The sequence below is a fragment of the Azohydromonas aeria genome, from assembly GCF_009760915.1.
GTDB lineage: Bacteria > Pseudomonadota > Gammaproteobacteria > Burkholderiales > Burkholderiaceae_C > Azohydromonas > Azohydromonas aeria.
Window position 1 is genome coordinate 1 of the sequence record NZ_VIDQ01000204.1, and the last position, 971, is coordinate 971.

At 72.5% G+C, this 971-nt stretch carries 1 protein-coding gene and 1 pseudogene; both read right to left on the reverse strand.

The features are described from left to right. Positions 1–374: pseudogene (gene gudD / locus FJ694_RS36520) on the reverse strand (glucarate dehydratase); the annotation flags it as partial. Between the two features lie 108 nt (positions 375–482). Continuing rightward, a partial coding sequence (locus FJ694_RS36525; protein WP_198321198.1) for a Bug family tripartite tricarboxylate transporter substrate binding protein occupies positions 483–971 on the reverse strand: 489 nt, incomplete at its 5' end.

Consider the following 971-nt stretch of genomic DNA (forward strand, 5'->3'; position numbering starts at 1 on the left):
TCCTGGCCCAGCAGGTCCAGCAGCGCCGACTCCACGGCCGTGACGGCGTGGATGGTGGTGCGCAGGTCGAAGGTCTGCAGCCCGCGCCCGCCGGCGTCGCGGTCGGCGAACTTGGTGCGGATCTCGGTCAGCACCGCCTGCCAGTCGCCGACCTTGCGGCCCACGACGATCTGTCCGGCGTCCTCCAGCGTCTGGCGGATGGCCTCGCCGCCGGGCACCTCGCCCACGCCGGTGCGCCCGGCGCTGTCGGTGATGACGACCAGGTTGCGCGTGAAGTACGGGGCGTGCGCGCCGCTGAGGTTGAGCAGCATGCTGTCGCGCCCGGCAACGGGAATGGCGCGCAGGGAGACGACGGTGGGGGTGGTGCTGGGCATGGCGGGGAAATGGGGTTGGAGCGCCCTCCCCGCCGTGCGCGGGCGAGGGCTGAAGCCGGCCGGGGGAAGGCCGCAGGGGCCGGCAAGGGCCGCGGGCAACGGCGGGGCTCAGTCCGCGGTGATCTTCCGGCTCTCGATCACGCCCTTCCAGCGCGCGAACTCGGTGGCCTGGAACCTGGCGAACTGCTCGGGCGAGTTGGCGACGATCTCGAAGCCCTGCTCGACCAGCTTGGACTTCACCGCCGGCTCATTGAGCACCGCGGCGATGTTCGTGGCGAGCTTGGCCTTGACGTCGGCGGGCAGCCCCTTGGGCGCGGCCACGGCCTGCCAGGAGTACACGTCCACGCCCTTGACGCCGGACTCGTCCAGCGTGGGCACCTGCGGCAGCAGCGCGGCGCGCTTGCTGCCCGTGACCGCCAGCGCGCGCAGCTTGCCCGCGGCGATGTGCTGCTGCACGGCGTTGATGTTCTGGAACGAGGCGTCCACCACCGCGCCGAGCAGGTCGGTGATGGCCGGGGCGCCGCCCTTGTAGGGCACGTGCACGGCCTCGGTGCCGGTCTGGGCCCAGAACAGCTCGGCCGTGAGGTGGTCCGAGGA